Genomic DNA, 20,313 nt, shown 5'->3' with positions numbered 1-20,313 from the left:
ACACACAAATGGCCAGAATGAAATTCATCTGCGACGCCGAGCGCTGCATCGAGTGCAACGGCTGCGTGACGGCGTGCAAGAGCGAGCATGAGATTCCATGGGGCGTGAACCGGCGCCGGCTGGTGACGGTGAACGACGGCAAGCCCGGCGAGCGTTCCATCTCGGTGGCGTGCATGCACTGCTCGGATGCGCCCTGCATGGCGGTCTGCCCGGTCGACTGCTTCTACAAGACCGAGGACTGGCTGGTCCTGCACGACAAGGACCTGTGCATCGGATGCGGCTACTGCTTCTATGCCTGCCCCTTCGGCGCGCCGCAGTTCCCGCAGGCCGGCGCTTTCGGCCTGCGCGGCAAGATGGACAAGTGCACCTTCTGCGCGGGCGGCCCGGAGGAGAACAACTCCGCCGAGGAATACCGCAAGTACGGCCGCAACCGCCTGGCCGAGGGCAAGCTGCCTGCGTGCGCCGAGATGTGCTCCACCAAGGCACTGCTCGCGGGCGACGCCGAGGTGATCACGAAGATCTACAAGTACCGCGTCGTCACGCGCGGCAAGGGCGAGGAGATCTGGGGCTGGTCGATGGCCTACGGGGGCAGCGCCAAGGTTTCCGATCAACCGGGAGGAAAGACATGAGAACGCTCGCGATCGCTGTCGCATTGTCGGCGGCATGCTGGCTCGGCGGATGCACGGAAATATCCCAGGAACCCGGGAAAACCTACGCAGGCAAGGAGGACCAGAAACCCTATGCCGGCGACGAGTTCAAGGGCGACAAGGCCAAGTGGGAACAGTCGCTCGCAGCGCGTACCCAGAAGCAGAACGACTACGTGCGCGCGATGGCGGCCGCCGAGAAGAAATAGACCGGGAGACACCATGATGATGACCAGATATGCCAAGGGAATCGGCGCATTCGTTCTTGCATTGGCCGCATGGCTTCCGTCCGCGGCAACAGCGCAGCAGCCGGCGGCCCCCGGCCAGCAACCGGCCCCAGCGGCGGCCGCTCCGGCGCCTGCGCCGGCGCCCGGCTCCACCGCGGTGCCGGGCTGGAACAATCCGCCGTCCTGGAGCGATGTCAGCACCAAGAGCCAGTACGCTTCGGTGCCCGGTCGAGAAACCAATGTCCTCATCCAGGGCGGCGGTCGCGAGTGGCGGGCCCTGCGCAACGGGCCGGTCACGTTCTACGGCGGCATCTTCCTGCTCATCCCGTTCGTGATCCTGGCCCTTTTCTACCTGGCCAAGGGCCCCATCAAGACCCACGACCCGCTCACGGGGCGGCTCATCGAGCGCTTCTCGAGCGTGGAGCGCGTGGCGCACTGGACGATGGGGCTTTCCTTCGTCGTCCTGGCGCTCACCGGCATCGTTCTCCTCTTCGGCAAGTTCCTCATCCTGCCGATCGTGGGGTACGCGGCGTTCTCCACGATCACCGTGCTCGGGAAGAACCTGCACAACTTCGTGGGCCCGCTCTTCATCTTCTCCCTGGTGATATTCATCGTGATCTTCATCCGCGACAACACCTGGAAAGCCTACGACGGCGCCTGGCTGGGCAAGTTCGGCGGCCTGCTCTCGGGCGAGCACGTGCCCAGCGGAAGGTTCAACGCCGGCGAAAAGGGGATCTTCTGGTTCCTGGTCGTGGGGCTTTGCTCCGTGATGGCAGTGACGGGCGTTATCCTCAACTTCCCCAACTGGAACCAGGGGCGCGAGGCAATGCAGATCGCGAACCTCATCCACGGCATCTGCGCGATTGCCGGCATGGCCCTGGCCACCGGCCACATCTACCTCGGCACGATCGGGATGCATGGCGCGCTGAATGCCATGAAGACCGGCCTGGTCGACGAGACCTGGGCCCGCGAGCACCACCAGTACTGGTACGAGGAGGTCAAGGCCGGCAAGCGACCGGAGAAGTTCGTCGCGGGCACCGCCCAACCGGCCACGGGAGACTGATCATGAAGACGAGAATCGCTTCAGTGGCCGCAGCCCTCTTGCTCGGTATCGCATTCACCGCCCAGGCGAAGCTGCCGCCACCACCGCCCCTCGACGAGAAGGGCAAGGCCGCCGCAGAGGAAAAGAAGGCGAAGGACGCCGAGACCGCCGCGAAGGGCAAGGCCGCGAAGGAGGCCGCCGACGGCGTGGCCGTGAAGAACTTCCAGGCCAACATGAAGAAGGCCGGCAAGCCCGTTCCGAAGCCCACGCCGATTGCGGCTTCGCCGGCGCCTGCAGCTCCGGCAAAGGGCGCCGCGCCCGCGAAGCCCGCGGACAAGGCGCCGGCCAAGAAGTCCTGAGGAGCGACGATGAAGGCCAATCCTTCCCTGCTGGTTGCCTGCGCGCTCGTGGCCGGATGTGCCTCGATGGGCGGCGCGCCGGGACCCAAGGCGGTCGCTAACCTCGAGCCGACCAAGGGCAATTCGGTTCGCGGCACGGTCACTTTCGAGCAGCGCGCCACCTCGGTGAAGGTGTCGGGCACCCTTTCGGGCCTGAAGGCGGGTTCGGAGCACGGCTTCCACGTGCACGAGAAGGGTGACTGCAGTTCCGGGGACGGAATGAGCGCCGGCGGGCACTTCAACCCCCTCGCGAAGGCCCACGGCCACCACGACGGCGGTGTGCATCATGCCGGTGACATGCCGAACGTGCGCGCCGACGCCTACGGAGCCGCTTCATTCTCGTTCGAGGTGACGGGCTTCACAGTCGGTTCAGGGGCGACGGACATCATCGGCAAGGGGCTGATCGTCCATCGCGATCCGGACGACTACAAGAGCCAACCCGCTGGCAATGCCGGTCCGCGGCTCGCGTGCGCGGTGATCGGCAAGGGCTGAACGCGCCTGAGCGAAGAAAGGGGCGGCTTCGGCTGCCCCTTTCCTTTTACAGCCCGCCAGTCGCCCGGACTACCAGGTGTACCTGACCGTATAACGCACGACCGCCTCGCCCTTGGGCGCGATGCGAACCGGGAAATGGATCGTGCGCGAATCCTGCTTCTCGTAGTCGTGGGTCTTTCTCGTGACCGACCAGCTCGACCATCGGTAGAGGCTTTCCCTCACGACGACCGCCACCGTTTCGTCGGGCTTCTGGTTTCGCACGCGGACCTCGATTTCCTCCTCGATCCACTTGGCTGTCGTGTCGATGCGATAGTCGAGCTGCTTCCTTTCGCCCACGACGTCGAACGCCGAGCCCAGCTTCACCTGCACCGTCTCTTCGCGCGCCGTGTGGTCGATCAGATCCTCGCCGATGAACTCCAGGCTCGCGTCGGCCTCGTCCCGTTTCGAGACGCGCAGCTTTCCCGCGGGCAGCGGCATGCCCAGGCCGTTGGACTGCGAGTTCTTCACGCGCAGGTAGACGTCGACCTTCCTGTTGGACCGGATGCCGAAGTTGCGGTCCGTCATCGGCGAGCCGTAGGCGGGATAGTTGAAGCCCTGCCCGTAATACACGAGCGACTTCTCGCAGCCGACGCCGGCGGCGGTGGGAAAGAGTTCGATCTGCTTGGTGGAATTCTGTGCGAGCGTTGCCGGACGTCCCAGGGTGTAGAGGTGGTACTCGAAGAAGGCCTTTTCCTCGAAGCCCTGCGCCTTCGACTCCTGGGTGCGGGCCAGCATCGCGGGGGCGGCCGCAGGTTGGAGGCGAGCAGGCGCACGCTGCACGTCGCCCGCGACGAGCTTCAGCTTCGCGTTCACGTAGGCCGCGCCAGACTGGTTCACGATCGTGACCCATGCGCCGACGTCGAGCCGGCATTTGCCGGGCTCCGGCTCCGAATACGTGAGGTTGTAGTCGGCCCACCAGGTGATGCCGCCCGTCTGGTAAGTGATGCGTGCCTCGTGCGTGCCGGCCTTGCCGGCATCGATGTCCCAGACGAGCGTGGGCTTGCTGATGAGCCCGCCGGGCAGGCTCGGGAGCGTCACGCCCGAGTATCCGTTCACCACGCGCACGGTCCCGTCGGCAGCCTTTAGGGTCAGCCCGCCCTGGGTTCCGACCAGCGTACCGGTGAAGGTACCGACGCCCTGGCCCCGCTGCTGCTCGACGGTGATCTCGCGGTCGAGATAGCGGGAGAGCAGCTTCTGGGTGCTCGTGAGGTCGAATTCGAAGCTCTGCTCGATGACGCGCGTGGCCTTCGGATCGGTGAGGGAGGCGAAGGAAACGGTGGTGGGGTCGATCAGCGAGGGCACATCAGGCACGCGAAGCACGTTGCGCCCGGCCTTGAGCTCGAAACGGCGGTCCTCGCGCACCAGGGCGTATCCGGGCACCGTCATGCCTTCTCCCCCGGAGCCGAAGGTTTGCGGGGAGAGCGTGCCGGGCTGGGCGCTGGAATAGAGGGTCACGGCCGTTTCGGCGGCGGCGGGTACGGCAAGTGCCGCGAGCATGGCGGCCAGGATCGGACGAACGGGGTGGGACACGGCGGCTTCCTTTGTCGGGTTTGGTACCGAGTTTAACGGGCGGCGGAGGCAAGGGGGTTAACGGGCCGCTATACTTCCCGGCATGAGATTCGAGGGCACCGACACCTACATCGCCGACGACGACCTGAAGATCGCGGTCAATGCGGCCGTCACCCTGCAGCGCCCGCTCCTCATCAAGGGGGAACCGGGAACGGGCAAGACGATGCTCGCCGAGGAGGTGGCTCGGGCGCTGGGCATGCCGCTCTACCAGTGGCACATCAAGTCCACCACGAAGGCGCAGCAGGGCCTGTACGAATACGACGCCGTTTCGCGCCTGCGCGATTCACAGCTCGGCGACGCCAAGGTGGGCGATATCGCCAATTACATCGTGAAGGGCGTGCTCTGGGAGGCGTTCGAAAGCGGGGAGCAGGCGGTGGTGCTGGTGGACGAGATCGACAAGGCCGACATCGAGTTCCCCAACGACCTGCTGCGCGAGCTCGATCGCATGGAGTTCCACGTGTACGAGACGCGCCGGACGGTGAAGGCACGCCATCGGCCGGTGATCCTCATCACCTCGAACAACGAGAAGGAGCTGCCGGACGCGTTCCTGCGCCGCTGCTTCTTCCATTACATCCGCTTCCCCGACAAGGAAACGATGCAGGCCATCGTGGACGTCCATTTCCCCGGCATCCGCAAGCAGCTCGTGCAGGCGGCGCTGGAGAGCTTCTTCGGCATCCGCGAGATGCCGGGGCTCAGGAAGAAGCCCTCGACCTCCGAGCTCCTCGACTGGCTGAAGCTCCTGCTGGCCGAGGATATCCCGCCGGAAGCCCTGCGCAGCGACGGCCACCAGCAGGCCATCCCGCCGCTCTACGGCGCCCTCCTCAAGAACGAGCAGGACGTCCACCTGTTCGAGCAACTGCTTTTCCTGCAGCGCCGCGGCCGCTAGGCCCGGCACGCGACACGGAGGAGATCCATGGCCACGAAGTGCAAGCCGGCCGTGAAGTCGGCCGTCCGGAAGGTCGCGCAGAGAAAGCCGGCAGTGCGCAAGCCCGCGGTGAAGAAACCCGCCGCGAAAAAGCCTGTGGCGAAGATACCCGAGGTGAAGAAAGCCGCGGGGAGTGGACCTGCGTCAAGGAGACCTTTGCCCCGGAGCGCTCTGCGCAAGGTCCCCGGAGAAGCCCTGCGCCTCGCAGGGATCGGCACGGACGCGGTGGCCAGGGCGACCGGCAAGGCCTGGGACCAGTGGCTCGCGATTCTCGACAAGGCGGGCGCCGTCGCGATGCCCCACAAGGCCATCGCCTCGATGCTCGCGGACAGGTACGGCGTGCCTTCGTGGTGGAGCCAGATGGTCACCGTCGGCTACGAGCAGGCGCGCGGGCTGCGCGAAGCGAACCAGAATGCGCGCGGCTACGCGGCCAGCGCCTCGCGAACCCTCCAGGCGAGCCTCGGCCGCGTCTACGGCGCGTGGGCGGACCCGGCGATGCGCGCCCTGTGGCTCGGCAACGCGCCCGTCCAGGTGACTCGTTGCCGGGACGGCAAGTCCATGAACATGACGTGGACGGCGGGGAAATCGAGCGTCGGCGTGGCCTTCCACCCGAAGGGCGCCGGCAAGAGCCAGGTCACGGTGGAGCACGGCAAGCTCGCCGACCGCAGGGCCGTCGAGAAGCAGAAGAGCTTCTGGGGTGGCGCGCTCGACCGCCTGAAGGCGATGCTCGAAAAAGCGGCGTAACGCCCTTGCTCATCGACTTCTTCTTCACCGTCCGCAAAGCCGGGGTGCCCGCGAGCGTGAAGGAGTTCCTGACTCTCGTCGAGGCGCTGCAGGCGGGCGTGGTGACCGGAAGCGTCGATGACTTCTACGTGCTCTCGCGTGCCGCGCTCGTGAAGGACGAGGCCTGGTTCGACCGGTTCGACCTTGCCTTCTCCGCGTACTTCAAGGGCGTGGGGTCCATCCCGGACGAACTGGTGAAGGACATTCCCGCGGAGTGGCTGCGCAGACTCGCGGAACGCAACCTCTCCGAGGAGGAAAAGCGTCTCGTGGATGCCCTGGGGGGCTGGGAGAAGCTGATGGAGACCCTGCGCCAGCGCCTCGAGGAGCAGAAGGGGCGCCACCAGGGCGGCTCCAAGTGGATCGGCACGGCCGGCACCTCGCCATTCGGCGCGTATGGCTACAATCCCGAGGGCATACGCATCGGGCAGGACCGATCGCGCAACCGGCGCGCCGTGAAGGTCTGGGACCAGCGCGAGTTCCGCGACTACGACACCGACCGCGAGCTGGGTGTGAGGAACATGAAGCTGGCGCTGCGGCGGCTGCGTCGCTTCGCGCGCACCGGTGCCCCCGAGGTGCTGGACCTGCCCGACACCATCCGCTCGACCGCCAGGAACGCGGGCTGGCTGGACCTGAAGATCGTCCCGGAACTGCACAACGCGGTGAAGGTGCTCCTCTTTCTCGACGTGGGCGGCACGATGGACGACCACATCCAGGTCGTCGAGGAGCTGTTCAGCGCCGCGCGCGCGGAGTTCAAGAACCTCGAGCACTTCTACTTCCACAACTGCATTTACGAGTCGGTCTGGAAGGACAACGTGCGCCGCAGCCGGGAGCGCATCGCGACGGCGGACGTGATGCGCAAGTATGGTCACGACTACAAGGCGATCTTCGTGGGCGATGCCGCGATGAGCCCCTACGAGCTGGAGCAGCCCGGCGGCAGCGTCGAGCACTGGAACGACGAGGCCGGGCGCGTGTGGCTGGAGAGGCTGCTGCACGCCTGGCCGCGCGCGGCCTGGCTGAACCCGGCCCCGGAGGAACACTGGCACTGGACTGCCTCCACCGAGAACATCCGCCGGATCTTCGACGGGCGCATGTTCCCGGTGACGCTCTCCGGCCTCGAAGGCGCGATGAAGTCGCTCAGCTAGCACGGAAGCGGACAGGCGCCGGACCTCTCGGGATGGTCACTGGGTAGTGGCCGCTGCACTTCGGGGGTGCAGGAGCATTTTTTGGTTGGTGTTTTTTTTCTTTTCTGGCCGAGTTGAATTGCCTCTAGCCTCGCTGCCCGAGCCGCTCCAGAGGTGCAAGTGGCATCGATGTCGGTAGCACCTTCATTCGGCCAGAATAGAAAAAAGAACACCAACCAAAAAAGTGCTCCGTATCACTCACGGGGACGCATCGTCTCGACGCAAGCGCCGTTCAGGTCCCCATGCGGGCCCCATTTCCTCGATGCACTCACCGTTCCGGACAGCTCTCCGCGGCGCTTCGGTTCGAGGTGTCAGCAGCGCACGAACCGGCGCACGCCGCCTTCCTCGATGCGCCTCACCTTGCCCTCGGCGTGGAGGTAGTGCAGGTGGGCGATGGCCTCGCCCATCGCGAACCCGATCTGGTGCTCGTCGAGCTTGCGTCGGAACAGCACCGGCAGGACGTCGAAGGCGGTGACGGGGTTCTCGCAGGCGATGGCGAGCTTCTCGAGGCGCTCGGCGTGGTGCGCGCCGAGCTGGATGATGCGGGCGTGCAGGCCCTCGAACACGCGGTCGTGCGAGGGCAGCACGCGCACGGAGCCGGGAATGTCCGCGAAGCGGCCGAAGGAGTCGAGATAGAGGCGCAGCGGATTGGCCTCGGGCTGGCTGCCCCAGACGCCCACGTTCGTCGTGATGCGCGGCAGGACCTGGTCGCCCGAGATGAGCAAGCCCAGCGATGCGCAGTGAAGCGCCGCGTGCTCCGGGGCATGGCCGAACACGCAGATCACGCGCCAGTCGTGGCCGCCTATCGCGATCGTGTCGCCATGCATGAGCCGGCGATAGTGGCGGGGCAGTTCCGGCACGCCGCGCCGATAGAAGTTCCCGGTGCGCATTTTCTCGGGGATGGCGGAGATGTCGAGGCCGTTCCTCGCGAAGAAGGCGATGCCCGTGGCGCGGTCGAAGCCCGCCGTGTCGTCGCGTGCCGCATGGGCCGAGAGGAATTCGGAGGTCGTCATCCATACCGGCGCGCCGGTGCGACTCTCGAGCCATGCCGCGCTGCCCACGTGATCGGGGTGGTAATGGGTCACCACGATGCGCTTCACCGGGCGTCCGCCCATCGCGTCGGGGAGGAGCCGCTCCCAGAGTTCCCAGGTGGCCGACGTGCCCAGGCCCGTATCCACGACGGTCCAGCCGTCGCCGTCCTCGAGAAGCCACAGGTTGATGTGGTCCAGTGCGAACGGCAGCGGCATGCGGATCCACCACACGCCCGGTGCGACGCAAAGCGCCTGGCCCGGCGGGGGGAGCTCTTCGGCGAAGGGATAGCGGACCGCGGACTTGTCGGTCATGGCGGGGCGCGCGGGCGCGCGAGGGTTACTTGGTGGTGAAGGTGAACACCCCGTCCCAGTTCGCGGGCGGGGGGCTGGCGCGGAAGTGCGCGACGCGATCGAGGTACAGCTTGTAGAGCTTCGACTCGGGCGCGGCGTAGGCGAGGTTCTTGAGAAGATTTTCCGCCTCGTCCCAGCGCTGTGCGCGATAGGCGTCGATGGCCTTGTGGAAGCGGCTGGCTTCCTGGAGAGTTTCCTGGCCCAGGTCCGACTGCCGCCCGATCGGCTCGAAGATCGCCACGCCCTCGAGCTTGCCCTTCACACGCACCTTGTCGATCTCGCGGTAGTTGAAGCCGGGCACCATGCGCACGATGTTCTCCGTGACGAGGATGCCTACGCCGTATTCCTTCGTGAGGGATTCGAGGCGCGAGGCGAGGTTCACCGAATCGCCCATCACGGTGTAGGAGCGGCGGAACTTCGAGCCCATGTCGCCCACGCTCATCATGCCGCAGTTGAGACCGACGCCGATGTGCAGGGCGGGCCAGCCGCGCTTGGCGAAGGGGGCATCGAGGTCGCGCAGGCTCTTCTGCATGGCCACTGCGGTCTCGAGGGCGTGCGTCGCGTGATCGGGGTCGGTGAGCGGGGCGCCCCAGAAGGCCATGATCGCGTCCCCGATGTACTTGTCGATCGTCCCGCGCTTCTCCTGAACCTTCTCCGTCATGGCAGTGAGGTAGGCGTTCATCAGGTCCTTGAGCCCCTCCGGCGAGAGGCCTTCGGAAATCGATGTGAAGTCGCGCACGTCGGAGAAGAGAACCGTCATCTCGCGGCTTTCGCCCTTCATCGAGTATTCGCCCGGGTTCTTCGACATCTCGGCCACGAGTTCCTTGGGCACGTAGGTGCCGAACAGCCCCGTGATGAGGCGCCGGGAGCGCGCCTCGGCGAAGAAGCCGTAGACCATGTTCATGAAGTAAAGCAGCACCAGCATCATCAGAGGCGAGGCGAGGGGCACTACCCAGTTCTTTGCCTGCCACAGGTAGAGGTTCGAGGCCACCACGAGCGCGAACAGGGCACCCACCACTACCGTGGACCACACTGCCGAAAGCCGCGGCAGCACGATGGCCAGGGGAATGCCGACGAGCATGACCAGCAGCACGACGATGCCCATCACTTCGGGCGGGCGGTTCTTGATCGTGCCGTCGAGGATGCCGGCCACGAGGGCAGCGTGGGCCTCGACGCCGGGCAGGTCCTCACGCACCGGGGTTGCGCGCAGGTCCACAAGACCCGCCGCGGAGGTTCCCACGATCACGATCTTGTCCTTGAGGTCCTCGACCGGGAGCGTTCCCCGGATCACGTCGGTGGCCGAGACGTAGCGAAAGCCCCCGGTGTCCAGGTAGGGAACCATCGCGGTCATCGCGCGGTCGAGAGGCACGTCCACCTCGCCGATCTGGATGGAGCCCATCCATCCCTCGTAGCGGTTGCCGACTTTTCGCGGCTTGTCGAGTTTGATCTTCACCGGGGCGTTCCCGAGGGAAGTACGCGCGATCGCAAGCGACAGGGCCTCGTAGAATCCGTCCTTGTAGCGCATGAACATCGGGACGCGGCGCGTCACGCCATCAACGTCCAGGGCCGGGTAGATGTGCCCGGTGGCCGTTGCGGCGTTCTGGAGCAACTCGATGTTGCCGCTGTAACCGGTGGCGGTGAAGTAGGCGTAGGTGACGTCGCCCAGCGCCTTCACGTCGAACACCGGAGCCGGTAGCACGCCAGCGATGTCGTCCTTGCCTCGCAGGGACGCGCCGAGGACCACGGGCCCCTTGGCGATCTCGTTGGCGAAGAGCTGGTCGTAGTCGAGCGACGCTCGCGCGCCTTTCAGGAACGCCTGGTATTCCGCATTGTCCTTGAGCTCACCCTTTGCGAGGCCCTCGAAGATCGGAAGGCCCGAACTCGTATCGGACTCCGGAAATGCGATGTCGAAGCCGACGACCCGGATATGGTACCGCTCGAAGAGCTGCTTGATCATGGTTGCCAGCTTGTTGCGCGGCCACGGGAAGCGCCCTTCGGCCTTCAGGCTCTTCTCGTCGATATCGACGATGACAACGCGCGTATCGCGGGTCTTGGGCAGGAAGAAACGCAGCCGGGTGTCGTAGGCCCAGAGCTCGAGCTGGTGCAGGATTCGGAACTCCTTCCACTCCGCCTCGTGCGTCAGGAAGAAGCCGACCACCACGACCCCGATCGTGACGCGGATGATGTCGTTCAGGGAGAACTTCGGGATCCAGCGGGCGTTCAGGGCCACGATCTCTCGCTTTTCTTTTCCGGGGGGTGGCTGCCGCAGTGGGCAGATGATACACCGGCCGGGAACGCGAACGGGCGCCCGGGAGAAAGGCGAATCAGCGCCTCAGAAGGCGGGCCAGCGCGCGCAGTGGCGCGGTCAGACGCCAGGAAGTGCTGGACTGCATTTCCGCCGCGCGCGCTGTGGCCGCCCGTTCGAGATCGGCGAGTCGGGCCGCCTCGACGCGGGTGGCCGCAAGGTCCCCGGCGAGCGACTGCGCTCGCTCGCTGGCGTCGGCGGATTCGGATTCGGCCCGGATGGCGCGATTGTGCATCGCCGTCGCCGCGTCGAGATCCCGATCCGCGGCGGGCAGTCGATCCTGCAGCTCGGCGGTCGAGCGGCCGTTGCCGCTGCGCACCCCATCGTCGAAGAGTTCGACGAGGGTGGCGCGCGCAATTGCCTCCTCGGGAGCGAGGGCCCGTCCGACGGTGCCCGAGTCAGCCGGCTGGTAAGCCCCGGGGCGTGGCGTCACCCCCTCGAGATACCGGCGCCGATAGGCCTTTTCGCCATCCGGAGCGGTGGCGGCGCGGGGCGGCCGCGGCCGGGCGCCTTCCGTCATCACGAGAAGGGCGTCATTGAACTGCTCCGCCGGGGAGTTCCATGCCAGCAATCTCGTGCCAGGCACGTCTGCGAGGCGCTCGGGGAAGGCGCCGAGGTCGGTGGCGAGGATGGGAAGGCCGGAGTCGATGGCGGCGCTCAGGGTGTACGACCAGGTTTCCGGCCATTGCGCCGGGAAGAGGATCGCATCGGCCCTCTCCCGCTCGATGAGCGAGGATAGCGCCCCTTCGGGGTATTCCCCCGTGAAATCGATCGGCAGACCCTCGTCGTCCAGGGGCCACGCGAGGTGGCCGATCACCCGGAAGCGAAGGGCGAGCCCGCGGCGCAGCGCGTCTCGCGCACAGGCAACCAGCACGTTCATCCCCTTGGCCGGCGAGAGGCCGCCCAGGACGAGGATCTTTCGCGCGGCCAGCGCCGGCTCGAACGGTTCCGCGTGCGCCCAGACGACAGGCGAAACTTGCGGGAAGTAGCGGACGATGCGCGCAGCCGCATCGCGCGAAGGCGCTATCACGCGAGCAGCGCCGTCGAGAAGGCGCTCGAAGGCGGCTCGCCAGTCGGTGATGCCTAGCGGCCACTGGGGCGGGCTCGCGGCGAGGCATCGCGTGCATCCGGCCACGTCGGGCTCGCCGCAATAGCGACCGGAAGCGTCCACAAGCTGGTACTGCGGGCACAGCGGATAGTAGTCGTGCACCGTCACGTCCCACGGACATCCGATTTCCCGCCCGAGTTCGAGGATGCGCGGCGGCATGCCATGGACGTGGTGGACATGGACGCGGGCCACGCCGAGCGCTCGCAGGCAGGCGAGGAGCGACTCCCACTCCTCGTCGCGATGGAACCACAGCCTCGCTTCGCGATGCTCGCCTTCGCCCCCGAGCGCCAGGTAGGAACGCAGGTGCGGGCGCAGCACGAGAACGTTGGCTGCGGGCGCAAGCAGGGATGCCAGCTCGCGCACATGCCGGGCCACCCCGCCGCCCCGGGCGTGCGTCACGAACAGCAGCAGGGGGTTCGGGGATTGCGCGAGGCGGGCGAAAGCCGAGGCTGCCCGCCGGCGGGCCTCGCCCTCGCCGTCGTTGGCTGGAATAATGGCGTCGGCAGGTGGGGGCATGGATCTTGGGGCCGGACCCCCGGATTCTACCGGAGCCCATGGCGCCCCACACCGCTCCCCGTTCCATTTCAATGGCACCCGTGACCACTTTCCTTTCCCGACTCCTTGCTCCCCGTCCCCGCAGGCTCCTGCTTTCGCGCCTGATGGCCGAGGAGCCCGGTCTCGCAGGCGCGTTCACCTGGAGGACCAATCGCCTCCCGGATGCGCTGCCCGATCCGCTGTGGCTGCACGTGGGCAGCGGGGAGAACTTCCTCGACGGGTTTCTGAACCTTGATTTTCTTCCCGGCGACTCTCGGATCTCGGCGTGGGACCTGCTCGACCCCTGGCCCGCGCACTGGCCGCTCCCGGTGTGGGGGGCGTTTTCCGAGGACACGCTGGAGCATTTCTTCCTCGCCGAGCAGTTGCACATCCTGTGCGAGATGAACGCAGTGCTCGCGCCGGGCGCGGTGTTCCGCGTTCTCATGCCTTCGTACGCCCGTCTCCTCGACTACTGCCGGGGATTCGTCCCGCGGCCCGCGGAATTCCTGCACTCGACCTTCGGCGTCGAAACCGAGGCGGATGCCGTGAACGCGGGCATGCGCTTCTCGGGCCACCGCTGGCTTCACGACGACGCCAGCCTCGCGCACCTGGCGCGGCTGGCGGGCTTCGAGGCGGTGAAGACCTCCTGCAGTGAGTCGACGGAACCGTTCCTCTCCGGACGAAACCTGCGCGGCGAGGAGGGTACCGCCGCATTCGCGCACGACCTCGTGAAGCGCAGGCCACTGGCTCGCGTGTCCGTGGCGCCTCTCCCGTGGCGCGGCATCGACGTGGTCGAGACCCTCGGGGAGGGCATCGCCTTCGGGGAGCTTCGGGAGCCCGGCGCGCGGATCACCTACCGGCTGCCCCGCGTCCTGAGGGCCTCCGACATCGCATGCGTGAACGCGCGCGGCGCCAACGTTTCCTCGTTTCGCGAGCACAGCCTGAAGCGCCTTGTCTTCCGCGGTCCGTGGGGCGAGGGAGCGTGGGCACTCGACGAGACGCTCAAGTCGAAAGCCTGCATGAACATCGCCACGCCGGCGGCGATCGCGCTCGCCTGTGGCGGGGACGATCGGATCGTCGAGGAAATCTCGCTCGAACCCGGCCGTCCCGGCGACCGGGTGACCGTCGGGCCGCTCGAGATATTCACCCGCGACTGAATCTCAACCGGACTGCGCAGGCCTCGTGCCCGGGAGCCAGCGGCGCAGGGCTGCGGTCATGCGCCTTGACAGGGGCGCGAGCGCCTCCGTCGCGCGTTCCCGTGATTCGCGCGGGGGGTCCTCGGCGAGGAAGGTTCGCAAGCGGGGCTGAAACTCGGGATAGCGGGTATCGATGATGGACTGGGCCCGGTTGCGCAGATCCTGGGCGCCACCGCCGAACGAAACCTCTCCCTGGTGGAATACGAACGTGTCGGCCGCCAGCAGGTTTCGCCAACCGGCGCGCGCCGCGCGCATGCAGAAATCGACCTCCTCGCCGTATCCGCGGCCGAAGGCGTCCTCGTCGAAGGGACCGACCTGCGCAAGGCATCGTCGCGCGATGAACATGCAGAAGCCGACCGCCGTAAGGATCTCGACGGACTTCCCGGCATTGGCGCGGGCGAAGGCCGCGTCCAGCCTGGCCGTCGTGGTGCCCTCGGGCAGGGGGTTCGACTGCGCGAATAGGGGATAGCTGCAGATCGAGGCGTTGTTGGAAAACGGCGTCACGGTTCCCGCCTGCCGCTCGCGCGCCGCGCAGGCGGCGATCCGGTCCAGCCAGTCGTTGGCGACTTCGGTGTCGCTGTTGAGGAGCAGGACATCGCGGTCGGCGTGCAGGCGCATGCCCTCGTTCACCGAGGCCACGAAGCCGGCATTGCGCTCGTGCGCGAGGAGCGTGATGCGTCCCGTGCCGGCGAGATCGCGCAGCCATGCGGAAAGTGCCGGCTCCGGGCTTGCGTCGTCGATCACCACGACTTCGTGTTTCTCGCGCACCGGGGCGGCGAGGACGCTCTCCACGCAGCGGCGCGTCTCCGAAAGCCCGCGGTAGGCGGGAATGATGACGTCGATCAAGGCGGTCGTCCTTCAGTTCACCGTGATGCCCGGTTCGCGGGCCACCTTGCCCCACTTGGCCACTTCGGACCGGATGAAATTCGCGTATTGCTCTCTCGGCTCGCCTCCAGGCCCGACCTCCGCCATGGTGGAAATGTCGGGGAAGGCCGCCGACCGTTTGGCCGTCCGGCGAAGGACGCCCCCCGCGGCACTCGTGCATCGATCCCCATGTCTTGTTCCTCCCTTATGGGTAGTGGACTGCCGTTTTGTCGGTTTTCGCGCCGCTAGCCTAGCCGAATTGTCCCGGGCGGTCATGGCAGGGAGCCGTCCGGGGGGGGCGCCGCGTCCGAGTTTGACGGTCATCAACCGAAGGGGCTCCTTTAGGCCTCAGAGTGGCGGAGGTGAATTTCCCCCGCCCCGGGGGCATGGAGGCATTGCATGGAATCCAGCCAGAACGTCATCGCCGGCGTCGGTCTCGCCGACCGCCCCCGCAAGAGCCGGTGGCCTGCCCGCATGGACCTCGCGCAGAGCCTCACGGGGCTCGTGCTCGGCTTGTTCATGTGGGGCCACATGTTCTTCGTGTCCTCCATCCTGCTCGGAAAGGATGCGATGTGGTCGATCACCAAGCTTTTCGAGGGCTACTTCTTCTTCGACAAGGCCTACCCGGGCATGGTGTCGGTGATCGTGGGGGGCATATTCCTGTTCGTCATCGTCCATGCCTTCCTCGCCATGAGGAAGTTCCCGGCCAACTACACGCAATACCGGACCTTCATCGGCCACCGTCGCCTGATGGCGCACGAGGACACGACACTCTGGTGGGTGCAGGCGATCACGGGCTTCCTGCTCTTTTTCATCGCCGCCGCGCACCTGTACCAGATGCTCATGCACCCCGGCGACATCGGCCCCTACGAGTCGGCGGACCGTGTCTGGTCCGGCCGCTGGTGGCCCCTCTATCTCGTCGCCCTTTTCGCGGTCGAGCTGCATGGTGGCATCGGCTTGTACCGGCTCTGCGTGAAGTGGGGATGGTTCGAGGGCAAGGACGCGAACGCAAGCCGCAAGCGGCTGAAGGTCCTCAAGTGGGCGCTGACGGTGTTTTTCGTGGTTCTCGGCCTGGCGACCCTTGCCGCCTACATGAAGATCGGCTACGAGCACCGCGACCGCGTCGGTGAACGCTATACGCCCGCCTGGGTGGTTCCGAATCCGATGGAGAAGGCGAAATGAAAATCATCCATACCGATGTGCTGGTGATCGGCGGCGGCCTCGCGGGCTTGCGACTCGCGATCGGCGCCAAGCGGCGCGGCCATGACGCCCTCATCCTGTCGCTGGTGCCCGCCAAGCGCTCGCACTCCAAGGCGGCGCAAGGCGGCATGCAGGCTTCCCTGGGCAACGTGGTGAAGGGACAGGGCGACAACGAGGATGTCCATTTCGAGGACACGGTGCGCGGCTCCGACTGGGGCGCGGACCAGGACGTGGTGCGCATGTTCGTGAACACCGCGCCCAAGGCGGTGCGGGAACTCGCCGCGTGGGGCGTGCCGTGGAGCCGCGTGAGGAAGGGCGACCGCGAGGTGATCATCAACGGCCAGAAGGTCACGATCACCGAGCGCGACGAGGCGCAGGGGCTCGTGGCGCAGCGCGACTTCGGCGGAACGAAGAAGTGGCGCACCTGCTACGCCGCCGACGGCACGGGCCACGCGATGATCAACGCCGTGGCCGACCAGGCGATCGCCGACTCGATTCCCGTGCACGAGCGCAAGGAGGCCCTCGCCCTCATCCATGACGGTGGGCGCTGCTACGGGGCGATCGTCCGCGACCTCATCACCGGCGAGCTGAGCGCCTATGTGGCTTCGGCGACGGCCATCTGCACCGGCGGGGCGGGCCGCGTGTACCGCACGACGACCAATGCGGTGATCTGCGAAGGGATGGGGCATGCCATCGCCATGGAAACGGGCGTCGCGGCGCTCGGGAACATGGAGGCGGTGCAATTCCACCCGACGGGCATCTTCCCGGCCGGGATCCTGGTGACCGAAGGCTGCCGGGGAGATGGGGGGCTGCTCAAGGACGTGGATGGTCACCGATTCATGCCGGACTACGAGCCGGAGAAGAAGGAGCTCGCCTCGCGCGATGTCGTGTCGCGGCGGATGGAAGAGCACATCAAGAAGGGCAAGGGCGTGAAATCGCGCTTCGGGGAGCACCTCTGGCTCGACATCACGCTGCTGGGCGAGAAGCACATCCACACGAACCTGCGCGAAGTGTGGGACATCTGCCACTACTTCCTGGGCGTCGATCCGGTGAAGGAAATGATCCCGGTCAAGCCCGCGCAGCATTACACGATGGGCGGCGTGCGCACCGACGCAACCGGCCAGAGCCCGGCTCTCAAGGGGCTGTTCTCGGCAGGCGAGGCGTCCTGCTGGGACATGCACGGCTTCAATCGTCTCGGTGGCAACTCGGTGGCCGAGACGGTGGTGGCCGGGATGATCGTGGGCGAGACGATCGCCAACTACTGCGACGACCGTGCCAACGAGCCGTCCATCCCGACAGCGCTCGTGCGCGAGTTCCTCGAGCGCGAGCAGGCGAAGCTGACCGCGTTCACGAAGGGCGGCGGCACCGAGGACGCGTCCCTCATCAAGGGTGAGATGCAGGACCTGATGACGACCAAGGTGGGGATCTTCCGCACCGGCGCCGATCTCGAGGAGGCCGTCGACAAGCTGCAGAAGCTGCTCGTGCGCAGCCGGAGAATCGGACTGCGCTCGTCGTCTCCCGGCGCCAACCCCGAACTGGTGACGGCCTATCGCGTCCAGCGCATGCTGAAGCTTGCCGTCACGATCGCCTACGGAGCCTCTGTACGCACGGAGAGCCGAGGCGCGCACTTCCGTTCCGACTACCCGCGTCGAAACGACGCCGAGTGGCTCAAGCGCACGCTCGCCACCTGGAAGGGCGAGTCGGACACGCTGCCCACTCTCGCCTACGAGGCGCTCGACGTGAAGCGCATGGAGCTTCCGCCGGGGTGGCGCGGCTACGGCGCGAAGGACTACATCGATCACCCGGATACGCCGGAGCGCCAGAAGGAGGTCGAGGCGATACGGGCGCGGCACGCGGACGACCGCTTTGCGATGCAGGCGGCGCTCCTGCCGTACGAGCACCTGCTGCCGCCCGGGCTGCGCGGCCGCAACGAACGAATCGACGAGCGCTTCTAGAGCGTGGTCGAGGAACGAGCCGTCAACACAGGAAACCACGCCATGGCCGAAACCAACAATCACCGGAAGCTGCGCTTCCACATCCTGCGCTACAACCCGGCACAACCGGGCGACGAGCCGCGCATCCAGACCTACGAGCTGGAGGAGGCGCCTGGCATGACGCTCTTCATCGCGCTCACCGAGCTCCGCGAGAAGCTCGATCCGTCGCTGCAGTTCGATTTCGTCTGCCGCGCCGGCATCTGCGGCAGCTGCGGGATGATGATCAACGGGCGCCCGAGCCTCGCGTGCCGGACGGTCACCAAGGACCTGGAGGCCGACATCTCGCTCGCGCCTCTGCCGGTCTTCGAACTGATCGGGGACCTCTCGGTGAACACCGGCAAGTGGATGCGCGGCATGAGCGAGACCCTGGAGACCTGGGTGCACATGCCGGAGACGCAGCGCGACCTCAAGCGGATCGAGGAGGCGATGGACCCTGCGCTGGCCGAGGAGATCTACGAGCTGGATCGCTGCATCGAATGCGGCTGCTGCGTGTCGAGCTGCGGGACGGCCCGGATGCGCGAGGACTTCGTGGGCGCCGTGGGCCTCAACAAGATCGCCCGGTTCCGCCTCGACCCACGCGACAAGCGCACGGATGCGGATTTCTACGAACTGGTCGGCGACGACAACGGCGTCTTCGGCTGCATGTCGCTGCTGGCCTGCCACGATGTCTGCCCGAAGAACCTGCCGCTCCAGACGCAGATCGCATTCCTGCGCAGGAAGATGGTGACGACCGGTATCAGCTAGCCCCTCGCTGCGCTCGGATTTTCGATGCACCATTCCTGAAGGGGCTAGCCATGTCACGAATCGAAAAGGACTTCCTCAAGTCGTTTGGATACGTGAAGAAGGCCGCAGCGATGGTCAACCGGGATCTCAAGATCCTGGACGCCGTCGCGGTCGCCACCGGCCTGGTGATCGCAAGCAGGATTTTCTGAGCGGGCGCCATGGTCATGGTGCGCAGGGCGGGTCTTCTTGCGGGCCCGCTTATCGCCCTGGCGGCGTTCTGGCTGCTCCCTGCGCAGTACGCGACGGGAACGTCGATCATGACGGAGTTCACCGTGGCCGGCCGCGCCACGCTGGCCATGGTGGCGTGGATGGCCGTCTGGTGGATGACGGAGGCCGTCGACATCGAGGTCACCGCGCTCCTGCCCCTCGCTCTGTTCCCCCTTCTCGGCATCGCCCCGATCGCGAAGGCGCCGCCTCCCGCCCCCCCCCCCCCGCGCCCCCCCCCCCCCCCCCGGCCCCCGCCCCCTCCCTGCGCCCCCCCGGCCCCGGCCCGGCGCGATGGTCGCGGGTTTCATGGCCGCCACCGCATTCCTCAGCATGTGGATTTCGAACACCGCGTGCGCGGCGATGATGGTGCCCATCGCGGTGAGCGTCATCGACCTCGTGCTCCAGTCGCGCTCGGGCAAGAGCCTCAGGGAAACCGGCGGCATCCCCCAGGAGCGCGCAGACGAGCGCAACTTCGCCCTCGGCCTGCTGCTGGCCGTCGCCTACTCCGCTTCCATCGGCGGCATCGCCACCCTCATCGGCTCGCCGCCCAACGGGATCGCCGCGAGATTCATCACGCAGACCTACGGGACGGAAATCTCCTTCGTCGACTGGATGGCCTTCGGCGTGCCGTTCACGCTGATGTTCCTTCCCCTCGCCTGGCTCATCCTCACGAAGGTCCTGTTCCCGGTTTCGTTCGGCGAGGTCGCGGGCGGGCGGGAAATGATCGCAGCCGAATACGCGAAGCTGGGACCGCTCGGTCGCGGGGAGAAGGTGACACTGGCCGTTTTCGCCGGGGCCGCCTTCCTCTGGATCTTCGGCGAGCCGTTACGCGGGTTGAGGGTCGGCGGCATCGGGCCGTTCAAGGGGCTCACGGACAGCGGCGTCGCGATGCTCGCGGCACTCGCCCTGTTCCTGCTTCCCGTCGACCGGAAGAAGGGCATGCGCGCGATGGACTGGAACACCGCGGTGAAGTTGCCCTGGGGCGTGCTGATCCTCTTCGGCGGCGGGCTGAGTCTCGCCGCAGCGGTCGAGGCGAACGGCGTGTCGGCATTCATCGGCCAGTCGACGCGTGGCCTTGCCATTCTGCCGCCGGTCGCGCTGCTGCTCGCTGTCGTCACGATGACGGTGTTCCTTTCCGAAGTGACCTCGAACACGGCGCAGGTCGCGACGATGACGCCGGTGCTTGCGGCAGTGGCCCCGGCTCTCGGGCTCGACCCGAAGGCACTCGTGGTCGTTTGCGCCATCAGTGCGAGCAGCGCATACATGATGCCGGTGGGCACGCCGCCCAACGCGATCGTGTTCGGGACGGGCCTCGTGCGCATGCCGCAGATGGTGAAGGCGGGGTTCGTGCTGAACATCGCCGGCATTCTTGTGATTACTGCGCTGGGATGGTGGCTCATTCCGCACATCGTCGCCGGCAGGACGTAATGCCGCGTGACA

19 protein-coding genes are annotated in these 20,313 nt (G+C 66.7%); 14 read left to right on the top strand and 5 right to left on the bottom strand.

What is annotated here, in order from left to right; translation table 11 throughout:
• Window positions 1–8: 8 nt before the first annotated feature.
• Genes IPP91_04385 through IPP91_04365 form a run of 5 tightly spaced genes read left to right on the top strand, consistent with a single transcriptional unit; the run spans window position 9 to window position 2,803 of the window.
• Window positions 9–629, top strand: coding sequence for a 4Fe-4S dicluster domain-containing protein (locus tag IPP91_04385; protein ID MBL0141305.1), 621 nt, complete (start codon window positions 9–11; stop codon window positions 627–629).
• Window positions 626–853, top strand: coding sequence for a hypothetical protein (locus tag IPP91_04380; GenBank protein ID MBL0141304.1), 228 nt, complete (start codon window positions 626–628; stop codon window positions 851–853). Before IPP91_04385 ends, IPP91_04380 begins: the two co-directional genes overlap by 4 nt.
• Window positions 854–866: 13 nt before the next feature.
• Window positions 867–1,934, top strand: a complete 1,068-nt coding sequence (locus IPP91_04375) for a formate dehydrogenase subunit gamma (protein ID MBL0141303.1) — start codon at window positions 867–869, stop codon at window positions 1,932–1,934.
• A 38-nt stretch (window positions 1,935–1,972) separates the two neighbouring features.
• The gene (locus IPP91_04370; GenBank protein ID MBL0141302.1) at window positions 1,973–2,272 is read left to right on the top strand and encodes a formate dehydrogenase; all 300 of its coding nucleotides are present in this window, start codon (window positions 1,973–1,975) and stop codon (window positions 2,270–2,272) included.
• A 9-nt stretch (window positions 2,273–2,281) separates the two neighbouring features.
• Window positions 2,282–2,803, top strand: coding sequence for a superoxide dismutase family protein (locus IPP91_04365; GenBank protein ID MBL0141301.1), 522 nt, complete (start codon window positions 2,282–2,284; stop codon window positions 2,801–2,803).
• A 69-nt stretch (window positions 2,804–2,872) separates the two neighbouring features.
• Here IPP91_04365 and IPP91_04360 read toward each other — a convergent pair whose 3' ends face one another.
• Window positions 2,873–4,372, bottom strand: a complete 1,500-nt coding sequence (locus IPP91_04360) for a DUF4139 domain-containing protein (protein MBL0141300.1) — start codon at window positions 4,370–4,372, stop codon at window positions 2,873–2,875.
• Window positions 4,373–4,454: 82 nt separating this feature from the next.
• On the opposite strand from IPP91_04360, the gene IPP91_04355 reads away from it, so the two are divergent.
• The 3 genes from IPP91_04355 to IPP91_04345 are packed head-to-tail and all read left to right on the top strand — an operon-like array spanning window position 4,455 to window position 7,261.
• Window positions 4,455–5,297 (top strand): MoxR family ATPase, encoded by an 843-nt coding sequence (locus tag IPP91_04355; GenBank protein MBL0141299.1) that lies wholly within the window; start codon window positions 4,455–4,457, stop codon window positions 5,295–5,297.
• Between the two features lie 27 nt (window positions 5,298–5,324).
• Window positions 5,325–6,080 carry a hypothetical protein gene (locus tag IPP91_04350; protein MBL0141298.1) on the top strand — a complete coding sequence of 252 codons (756 nt, stop codon included), beginning with the start codon at window positions 5,325–5,327 and terminating at the stop codon, window positions 6,078–6,080.
• Window positions 6,081–6,085: 5 nt separating this feature from the next.
• Complete coding sequence (locus tag IPP91_04345) at window positions 6,086–7,261, top strand: VWA domain-containing protein (GenBank protein MBL0141297.1); 1,176 nt, start codon at window positions 6,086–6,088, stop codon at window positions 7,259–7,261.
• A gap of 350 nt (window positions 7,262–7,611) precedes the next feature.
• Here the strand turns inward: IPP91_04345 and IPP91_04340 are convergent, their stop codons facing one another.
• The 3 genes from IPP91_04340 to IPP91_04330 form a co-directional block, all read right to left on the bottom strand.
• Window positions 7,612–8,643: an MBL fold metallo-hydrolase gene (locus IPP91_04340; protein MBL0141296.1), complete on the bottom strand. Its 1,032-nt coding sequence runs from the start codon at window positions 8,641–8,643 to the stop codon at window positions 7,612–7,614.
• Between the two features lie 25 nt (window positions 8,644–8,668).
• A complete protein-coding gene (locus IPP91_04335; protein MBL0141295.1) occupies window positions 8,669–10,912 on the bottom strand; it encodes an adenylate/guanylate cyclase domain-containing protein in 2,244 nt (747 codons plus the stop codon).
• Between the two features lie 94 nt (window positions 10,913–11,006).
• Window positions 11,007–12,611: a glycosyltransferase gene (locus IPP91_04330; protein MBL0141294.1), complete on the bottom strand. Its 1,605-nt coding sequence runs from the start codon at window positions 12,609–12,611 to the stop codon at window positions 11,007–11,009.
• Between the two features lie 80 nt (window positions 12,612–12,691).
• Here IPP91_04330 and IPP91_04325 point away from each other — a divergent pair, with 80 nt between their 5' ends.
• Window positions 12,692–13,786: a hypothetical protein gene (locus IPP91_04325; GenBank protein ID MBL0141293.1), complete on the top strand. Its 1,095-nt coding sequence runs from the start codon at window positions 12,692–12,694 to the stop codon at window positions 13,784–13,786.
• Window positions 13,787–13,789: 3 nt separating this feature from the next.
• On the opposite strand, the gene IPP91_04320 is transcribed toward IPP91_04325, so the two are convergent.
• Complete coding sequence (locus tag IPP91_04320) at window positions 13,790–14,671, bottom strand: glycosyltransferase (protein MBL0141292.1); 882 nt, start codon at window positions 14,669–14,671, stop codon at window positions 13,790–13,792.
• Between the two features lie 417 nt (window positions 14,672–15,088).
• On the opposite strand from IPP91_04320, the gene IPP91_04315 reads away from it, so the two are divergent.
• The 5 genes from IPP91_04315 (at window position 15,089) to IPP91_04295 (ending at window position 20,301) form a co-directional block, all read left to right on the top strand.
• Window positions 15,089–15,871: a fumarate reductase cytochrome b subunit gene (locus tag IPP91_04315; GenBank protein ID MBL0141291.1), complete on the top strand. Its 783-nt coding sequence runs from the start codon at window positions 15,089–15,091 to the stop codon at window positions 15,869–15,871.
• Window positions 15,868–17,844 (top strand): fumarate reductase flavoprotein subunit, encoded by a 1,977-nt coding sequence (locus IPP91_04310; GenBank protein ID MBL0141290.1) that lies wholly within the window; start codon window positions 15,868–15,870, stop codon window positions 17,842–17,844. The genes IPP91_04315 and IPP91_04310 overlap by 4 nt, the downstream gene beginning before the upstream one ends.
• A 42-nt stretch (window positions 17,845–17,886) precedes the next feature.
• Window positions 17,887–18,627 carry a fumarate reductase iron-sulfur subunit gene (locus IPP91_04305; GenBank protein MBL0141289.1) on the top strand — a complete coding sequence of 247 codons (741 nt, stop codon included), beginning with the start codon at window positions 17,887–17,889 and terminating at the stop codon, window positions 18,625–18,627.
• 50 nt (window positions 18,628–18,677) lie between these two features.
• The gene (locus IPP91_04300; GenBank protein MBL0141288.1) at window positions 18,678–18,815 is read left to right on the top strand and encodes a hypothetical protein; all 138 of its coding nucleotides are present in this window, start codon (window positions 18,678–18,680) and stop codon (window positions 18,813–18,815) included.
• Between the two features lie 349 nt (window positions 18,816–19,164).
• On the top strand, window positions 19,165–20,301 hold the full coding sequence (locus IPP91_04295; protein ID MBL0141287.1) for a DASS family sodium-coupled anion symporter: 1,137 nt from the start codon (window positions 19,165–19,167) through the stop codon (window positions 20,299–20,301).
• Window positions 20,302–20,313 lie beyond the last annotated feature (12 nt).

Source organism: Betaproteobacteria bacterium (assembly GCA_016720855.1).
Taxonomy (GTDB): Bacteria; Pseudomonadota; Gammaproteobacteria; order Burkholderiales; family Usitatibacteraceae; genus FEB-7.
The sequence above is the reverse complement of the archived record's forward strand: the minus strand, read 5'-3'. Positions and strand labels throughout refer to the sequence as shown.